The organism is Microbacterium sp. zg.Y909, from assembly GCF_024626565.1.
Genome location: NZ_JANJFJ010000223.1, coordinates 1 through 7,178 on the forward strand (window position 1 = coordinate 1; position 7,178 = coordinate 7,178).

Annotated in this window: 7 protein-coding genes and 1 pseudogene; all 8 read left to right on the forward strand. The window is 70.4% G+C overall.

The window, feature by feature from the left end; genetic code table 11:
• The first annotated feature begins 12 nt into the window (after positions 1–12).
• A pseudogene (locus NQ160_RS15160) lies at positions 13–1,740 on the forward strand (dihydroxyacetone kinase family protein).
• 1 nt (position 1,741) lies between these two features.
• Positions 1,742–2,197, forward strand: a complete 456-nt coding sequence (locus NQ160_RS15165) for a ribose-5-phosphate isomerase (RefSeq protein WP_257516023.1) — start codon at positions 1,742–1,744, stop codon at positions 2,195–2,197.
• Positions 2,198–2,223: 26 nt separating this feature from the next.
• Positions 2,224–2,997, forward strand: a complete 774-nt coding sequence (locus tag NQ160_RS15170; RefSeq protein ID WP_308211485.1) for a triose-phosphate isomerase family protein — start codon at positions 2,224–2,226, stop codon at positions 2,995–2,997.
• Entirely contained in the window at positions 2,994–3,722 is a 729-nt protein-coding gene (locus NQ160_RS15175) for a GntR family transcriptional regulator (protein WP_257516024.1), read from the forward strand. Before NQ160_RS15170 ends, NQ160_RS15175 begins: the two co-directional genes overlap by 4 nt.
• 152 nt (positions 3,723–3,874) lie before the next feature.
• Positions 3,875–4,825: a sugar phosphate isomerase/epimerase family protein gene (locus tag NQ160_RS15180; RefSeq protein ID WP_257516025.1), complete on the forward strand. Its 951-nt coding sequence runs from the start codon at positions 3,875–3,877 to the stop codon at positions 4,823–4,825.
• A 27-nt stretch (positions 4,826–4,852) separates the two neighbouring features.
• Positions 4,853–5,836 carry a 3-hydroxyacyl-CoA dehydrogenase family protein gene (locus NQ160_RS15185; RefSeq protein WP_257516026.1) on the forward strand — a complete coding sequence of 328 codons (984 nt, stop codon included), beginning with the start codon at positions 4,853–4,855 and terminating at the stop codon, positions 5,834–5,836.
• A 10-nt stretch (positions 5,837–5,846) separates the two neighbouring features.
• On the forward strand, positions 5,847–6,617 hold the full coding sequence (locus NQ160_RS15190) for an SDR family NAD(P)-dependent oxidoreductase (RefSeq protein ID WP_257516027.1): 771 nt from the start codon (positions 5,847–5,849) through the stop codon (positions 6,615–6,617).
• Between the two features lie 154 nt (positions 6,618–6,771).
• A partial coding sequence (locus NQ160_RS15195; RefSeq protein WP_257516028.1) for an MFS transporter occupies positions 6,772–7,178 on the forward strand: 407 nt, incomplete at its 3' end.

A 7,178-nucleotide genomic window follows, 5' to 3' on the forward strand; every position in this document is an offset into this window, starting at 1 on the left:
GAGGAGACCGCGATGACGCGCCTGTTCAACGACCCCGACGACTTCGCCGAGGAGATGATCGAAGGCTTCGTCGCGGCATCGGCGCGGTGGGTGCGCCCCGTCACCGGCGGCGTCGTGCGGTCAACCCGCGGTGATGAGCCCACCGTGGCGGTCGTCATCGGCGGCGGCAGCGGCCACTACCCGGCCTTCGGCGGTCTCGTCGGGCCCGGTCTCGCGCACGGTGCCGCGATGGGCAACCTCTTCGCCTCGCCGTCGGCCCACCAGGTGCACTCGGTGGCCACCGCCGCGCACGAGGGACGCGGTGTCTGCTGAGCTTCGGCAACTACGCCGGTGACGTGCTGCACTTCGGCCAGGCGCAGGAGCGCATGCGGGAGGCCGGCATCGACTGCCGCACGGTGCTCGTCACCGACGACGTGTGGAGCGCTCCGAAGGACGAGCTCGACAGGCGCCGGGGCATTGCGGGGGATCTCGTGGTGTTCAAGGTCGCCGGCGCCGCCGCCGAGGAGGGGATCCGATCTCGACGACGTCGAGCGGGTCGCCCGTCTCGCCAACGCCCGCACGCGCTCCTTCGGCGTCGCCTTCGGCGGCTGCACGCTGCCCGGCGCCGACGGGCCGCTGTTCGACGTGCCCGCCGGTCGCATGGCGGTGGGGCTCGGCATCCACGGTGAACCCGGCATCGATGAGGTCGACGTCCCCACCGCGGCGGAGCTGGCCGAGATGTTCGTGGCGAAGCTCCTGGACGAGGTGCCCGAGGGCGTCCGTCTTGCCGGCGCCCGCGTGGTGCCGATCCTCAACGGCCTCGGGAGCGTGAAATACGAGGAGCTGTTCGTCGTCTACCGCTCGATCGACCGGCTGCTGACCGAGGCGGGCGCGGTCGTCGTCTCGCCGGAGGTGGGCGAGTTCTGCACGAGCTTCGACATGGCCGGAGCATCTCTGACCCTGCTGTGGCTCGACGACGAGCTCGAGCGTCTCTGGCTGGCGCCGTGCGACACCCCCGCCTTCCGTCGCGGCTCCGTCCCCGACCGCCGCGCGGTCACCGATGACGAGATCGCCGCGGTCGACGACACCCGGGAGATCGGCGCGGCAGGCGATGCCTCACGCGGCGTGGCCGCCCTGATCGCCCGCGCCGTGCAGGACATGGCCGCGATGCTCGACGCGCACGCGGACGAGCTCGGGCGCCTGGACCGCATCGCCGGCGACGGGGACCACGGCATCGGAATGCAGCGCGGCAGCCGGGCGGCCGCCGAGGCCGCGAAGGCCGCCGTCGACGCCTCGGCCGGGGCGCGCACCACCCTCCAGCACGCCGGCGATGCGTGGGCGGATAAGGGTGGCGGCACGTCCGGCGCCATCTGGGGCGAGATGCTCGCTGCGCTCGGAGCGGTGCTCGGCGACGATGACGAGGTCACCGCCGAGCGCGTGGCGTCGGGTGTCGTGGGAATGAAGGATGCCGTCATGGCGTTCGGTAAAGCACTCCCTGGTGACAAGACGATGGTCGATGCGATCGTTCCGTTCGCCGACGACCTGGCCGAGCGGGTCGCCGCGGGAGACGCGCTGACGGATGCCTGGTCTCACGCGGCCGAGGTGGCCACCGCAGCCGCGCAGCAGACGGCTGAGCTGACTGCGCGGGTGGGCAGAGCGCGGTCGCATGGAGACAAGAGCCTCGGCACCCCTGACCCGGGAGCGGTGTCCTTCGCGCTGGTGGCGCACACTGTCCTGGACCTTCTGAAGGAGGACGACTGACATGGCACTACGACTGGTGATCGGCTCGGACGACGCGGGCTTCGACTACAAGGAACGACTCAAGGCCGACCTCGAGGCGAACGATCTCGTCGCCGAGGTCGTGGATGTCGGCGTCGACGCCGACGGACACACCAACTACCCCGCGATCGCGATCGCCGCGGCCGAGCGCGTCGCCGCCGGCGACGCCGACCGGGCGCTGCTGATCTGCGGCACGGGGCTCGGGGTGGCGATCGCGGCGAACAAGGTCAACGGCGTGCGCGCCGTGACCGCGCACGATCCCTACAGTGTCGAGCGCGCGGTGCTGTCCAACAACGCGCAGGTGCTGTGCATGGGGCAGCGTGTGATCGGGCTGGAGCTCGCACGCCGACTCGTCGGAGAGTGGCTCACCTACACGTTCGACCCGCAGAGCGCGTCGAACGAGAAGGTGCAGGAGATCTGCGCGTACGAGGACGCCTGACCACCCCACGACCGGAGGCGACCCGCGTGCTGATCGGTGCGAGCCTGAAGATGTACTTCTCCCACGCCCGCACCGTGGCGTGGACGCGGGAGGTGTCCGCCATGGCCGCCGACCACCCCGCCGTCGCCGACGGCAGGGTGTCGCCCTTCGTCATCCCGCAGTATCCCTCCATTGCGGCGTGCGTGGAGATCGGCAGGCCGGTGGGACTGGCCGTCGGCGCGCAGGACATCGCGACGGAGGATGAGGGACCGTACACGGGCGAGGTCAGCGGCGCGGTGCTGGCGGAGGTGGGATGCCGTTACGTCGAGGTCGGCCACGCCGAGCGGCGACGTCTGTTCGGGGACACCGATGACGTCGTGGCGGCGAAGGTGGCCGCCGCGCAGCGCAACCGGATCGTTCCGTTGCTCTGCGTGGGGGAGGCGGATCAGCGTGATCCCGCCACCGCCGCGGCGGAGGTCGTGCGGCAGATCGACTCCGGCCTGGCGGCGGCGCGTGCAGCGGGCCTGCACCGCCCGGTCGTGATCGCCTACGAGCCGATCTGGGCGATCGGGGCGGCCGAGCCGGCGGGCGCCGATCACATCCGCGCCGTCTGCGCGGCCCTGCGTGCCCACCTCGCCGTCGCCCCCGAGCAGGCATCGGTCATCTACGGCGGAAGCGCCGGTCCCGGCCTGCTCACCGAGATCGCCGACGCCGTCGACGGGGTCTTCCTCGGCCGCTTCGCGCACGACCCCGCCGCGTTCGGCGAGATACTTGATGAGGCGTCGCGTCTGGCGCCGGCATCCCAGGAGGACCCGCGATGACGGTGCAGCAGGACCCCGGCGCATTGAGCGCCCTCTCCGGCACCATCGAGCGGCGGGGCTTGCGCGACCACGTCTATGACCGCATCCTGCAGCTGCTCCTCAGCGGCGAGGCCGTCCCGGGGGCGCGGCTGTCGATCGACACGATCGCCCGCCAGCTGGAGGTGTCTCCCACCCCGGTGCGCGAGGCGATGGTGCAGCTGGAGCGCACGGGGCTGGTCACCCGGGAGGCGCTGAAGGGCTACCGGGTCGCGCCCCGGCTGAAGCCGTCGCAGCTGGCCGAGCTCTTCGACGCGCGCCTCATGCTCGAGACCACCGCGGCCCGCCTGGCCACCCCCGCCTCGCCGACGATGGTCGCCGAGCTCCGCGACGCGCAGGAGCACCACCGTCGCATCGGCGAAGAGGTCATCGCGACGATGTCCGCCGGTGACACCGACCTGGCGCTGACGACGGCGTACTTCGCGGCGGATGCCGCCTTCCACCGCGTCGTGTTCGACCATTGCGGCAACCATTACCTCACCGAGATGTCCGAGGCGCTCGGAGCGCAGCTGCACCGCATGCGCCAGGCGGCGCTGCACGGGGTCACCGATGTGCGCGAGGCGATCGCCGAGCACGCCGCCATCGTGGACGCCTTCGCGGGGGACGTCGCCCGCGCGCCGGAGCAGGCGATGCGCCGGCACATCGAGCTGGTGCGCTCCCGCTCGCTCGACGTCGAGCGCGGCGACTGACGCGACGGCTCTCGCTCCTCCCGCGTCGGGCGAGGGGGCCGACGGGCGTGCCCGCGGGCCGTGGATTTTCCTCTTCCGCGAGGGCCTATTTCCTGTAGGATCGGCGAACCGAGTCAGATATCGGTCTCGAGAGACACGCCAACGGAGCCGTCATGACAGATACGTCGACCCTCGCCCTGAACAGCCGGACCTGGCCGATCGCCGTCTGCATGCACGGGTTCTCACCGGTGGATCGAGGGGGCACGGCGCTGCACGACGCCGCCCCCGAGGTGTGGGACCGGATGTTCGCGCAGGTCGCCGCACTCGGGTTCACCGCCATCGAGCTGGCTGACAGTCACATCCGGCCCGCCGACCTCACGCCCTCCCGTCGGGAGGAGCTCCTCGCGATCTCCGGCTCGTACGGGGTCACGCCCATCTCCGTGCACGTCCAGCGTCAGAGCGTGATCCAGCCGGGACGCGGCGAAGAGAACCTCGCCTACGCCCACCGCACCATCGACGCGTCGGCTGAACTCGGTCTGCAAGTGTTCTCCACGGGCCTGCATCAGCCCTTCTCGGACGCCCAGCGGCGGGCGCTGTGGTTCTGGACGGCGCCCGGTCCCGTTGACCCCGACGACACCGACACCCGCGCGCTCGCCGTGAAGCGCCTGCGCGAGCTCGGGGAGCACGCGGCATCCGTGGGGCTGCCGATGTCGCTGGAGATGTACGAGGACACCTACCTCGGCACCGCCGACAGCGCCGTGCGCCTCATCGAGGAGATCGGCCTGGACAACGTCGGACTGAACCCCGACATCGCCAACCTCATCCGCCTGCACCGGCCCATCGAGGACTGGCGCGAGATGCACGAGAAGACGCTGCCGTACGCGAACTACTGGCACGTGAAGAACTACACCCGCGACCAGGCCCTCGACGGCAGCTGGTTCACCTCGGTGCCCACCACCATGGAGCAGGGCCTCATCAACTACCGCGCCATGGTCTCGCTCGCGATCGAGGTCGGCTTCCGCGGACCGTTCCTCATGGAGCAGTATGGCGGCGACAGCCTCGGGGTGTGCGCCACCAACCGCACCTATCTGCAGTCGCTGCTTCCGCAGCCCGCGGGCGACTGAGCCTCTTCAGTAACGAAGGAGACGAACATGACCGAAACCTCTCGCCCCGTCTACGCCGTGATCGGCAGCGGCTACATGGGCGGCGGCATCGCCCAGGTGCTCGCCCTCTCGGGTGCCGACGTCCGCATCGCCGACGTCGACATCGCGATCGCCCAGGGCAACCGCGATCGCCTCATCGCCGAAGCCCGCCAGTTCGCCGACGATGGGCTGTTCCCCTCCGACGCCGCCGACGTCATCGCCGAGCGCGTCACCGCCACGACGATCGAGGATGCCGTCGACGGCGCGAGCTTCATCGAAGAGGCCGTGCCCGAGAAGATCGAGATCAAGCACGCCACCCTCCGCCGCATCAGCGAGGCCGCCGCCCCCGACGCGATCATCGGGAGCAACACCTCCACGATCCTCATCGGCAAGCTGGCCGAGGCGGTGGTGAACCCTGAGCGCTTCCTCGGGGTGCACTTCTCCAACCCGGCGCCCTTCATCCCCGGCGTCGAGCTCATCCCGCACGCCACGACGGATCCCGCCGTCCTCCCGGTCGTCGAGCAGATCGTCGCCGCGACCGGCAAGCAGACCGCGCGGGTGAAGGATGCCACCGGGTTCGTGCTCAACCGCCTGCAGTACGCCCTGTTCCACGAGGCGACGCAGCTGGTCGAGGAGGGGGTGGCGACGCCCGAGGACATCGACACGATCGTGCGCACCACCTTCGGCTTCCGTCTGCCGTTCTTCGGGCCCTTCGCGATCGCCGACATGGCCGGGCTCGACGTGTACGCGTTCTGCTACGCGTCGCTGCAGACGGAGTTCCCCGAGCGCTTCGCGACCCCGCAGATCCTCGAGGACCTCGTCGCCGCCGGCAAGTTCGGCACGAAGTCCGGCGGCGGGTTCCTCGACGTGCCCGCCGAGCGCACCCCCGAGCTCATCGCGTACCGCAACAAGGCGTACGTCGCGATGCAGAAGCTCCTCGACGAGCTGGGCCCCGCCCCGATCCACCCCGGCCCCGCCGCCGTGGAGAGCTGAAGGAGCCGTGATGGCCGCCCCGTTCCCCGCTGACCGCACCGTCATCCTCACGGGGGCGGCCAGCCCCCGCGGCATCGGCCGGGCCACGGCGTACCACCTGGCCGAACTCGGCTGGAACGTCGGCATCATCGACGTCGACGGCGAGGCGGCCGCAGCCACCGCGCAGGACGTCGCGGACACCCACGGCGTCAAGGCGCTCGGGGTGGGGGCGAATCTCGCCGACCGCGAGCAGGCGATCGCCGCCGTCGACGAGCTCGAGGCGCAGCTCCCGCAGCTCGTCGCCCTCGTGAACTTCGCCGGAGTCTCCTCGCCGGTGCCGTATCTCGAGGTCACCCCCGAGGAGTGGCACCGGTTGATGGGGGTCAACCTCGAGGGCGTGCACTGGGTGACCCAGCGTGTGGCGGCATCCCTCGTCGCCTCCGGCGTCGGTCGCATCATCGGCATCTCGTCGGTGTCGGCCCAGCGCGGCGGCGGCACGTTCTCGAAGACCCCGTACTCGGCGTCGAAGGCGGGGGTCATCGGGCTCATGCGCTCCATCGCGCGCGAGCTCGGTCCCCTCGGCATCACCGCGAACGTGATCTCACCCGGACCCATCGACACCGACATCATGGGAGGCACCCTCACCGACGAGCGCAAGCAGGCCATGGCGGCCGACGGCGTACTGCCGCGCATCGGCAACCCCCTCGACATCGCCGCCGCGGTGGCGTATCTCATCAGCGAAGACGCCGGATTCGTGACGGGTCAGACCCTGAACGTCGACGGCGGTCTCTACATGCACTGAGGAATCACATGTCACCTTCCTGGTCGAAAGGTCGTATCGCCTACCTCGTGATCGGGGTGATCTGCCTCGCCGTCGGCGTCGCACTCATCCTGCCCGGCCTCGGCGGCTAGCCGCGGTCACCTGTGCCACACACCGCTCAAAGGAGAGTCGCACCGTGTCAACCACTTCGGACAGCGCCGCTGCGCGCGTACTGCTGGACAGCCCACACCTGCACAGCGGCATCAAGAAGGCGACCTATCGCCTCATGCCGATGCTCATCATCCTGTACTTCGTCGCGTTCCTCGATCGCACGAACGTCGGATTCGCCGAGGAGGCCCTCTCGGTCGACCGCGGCATCACCGCCGGGGCGTATGCGCTGGGCGCCGGCATCTTCTTCATCGGCTACGCGATCTTCGAGATCCCGTCGAACCTGCTGCTGAACAAGTTCGGCGCCCGTTTCTGGCTCGCCCGCATCGCCATCACCTGGGGCATCGTCGCGGCGCTGTTCGCCTTCGTGACGAACGACACGATGTTCGTGTGGCTGCGCTTCCTCCTCGGCGTCACCGAGGCGGGGCTCTTCCC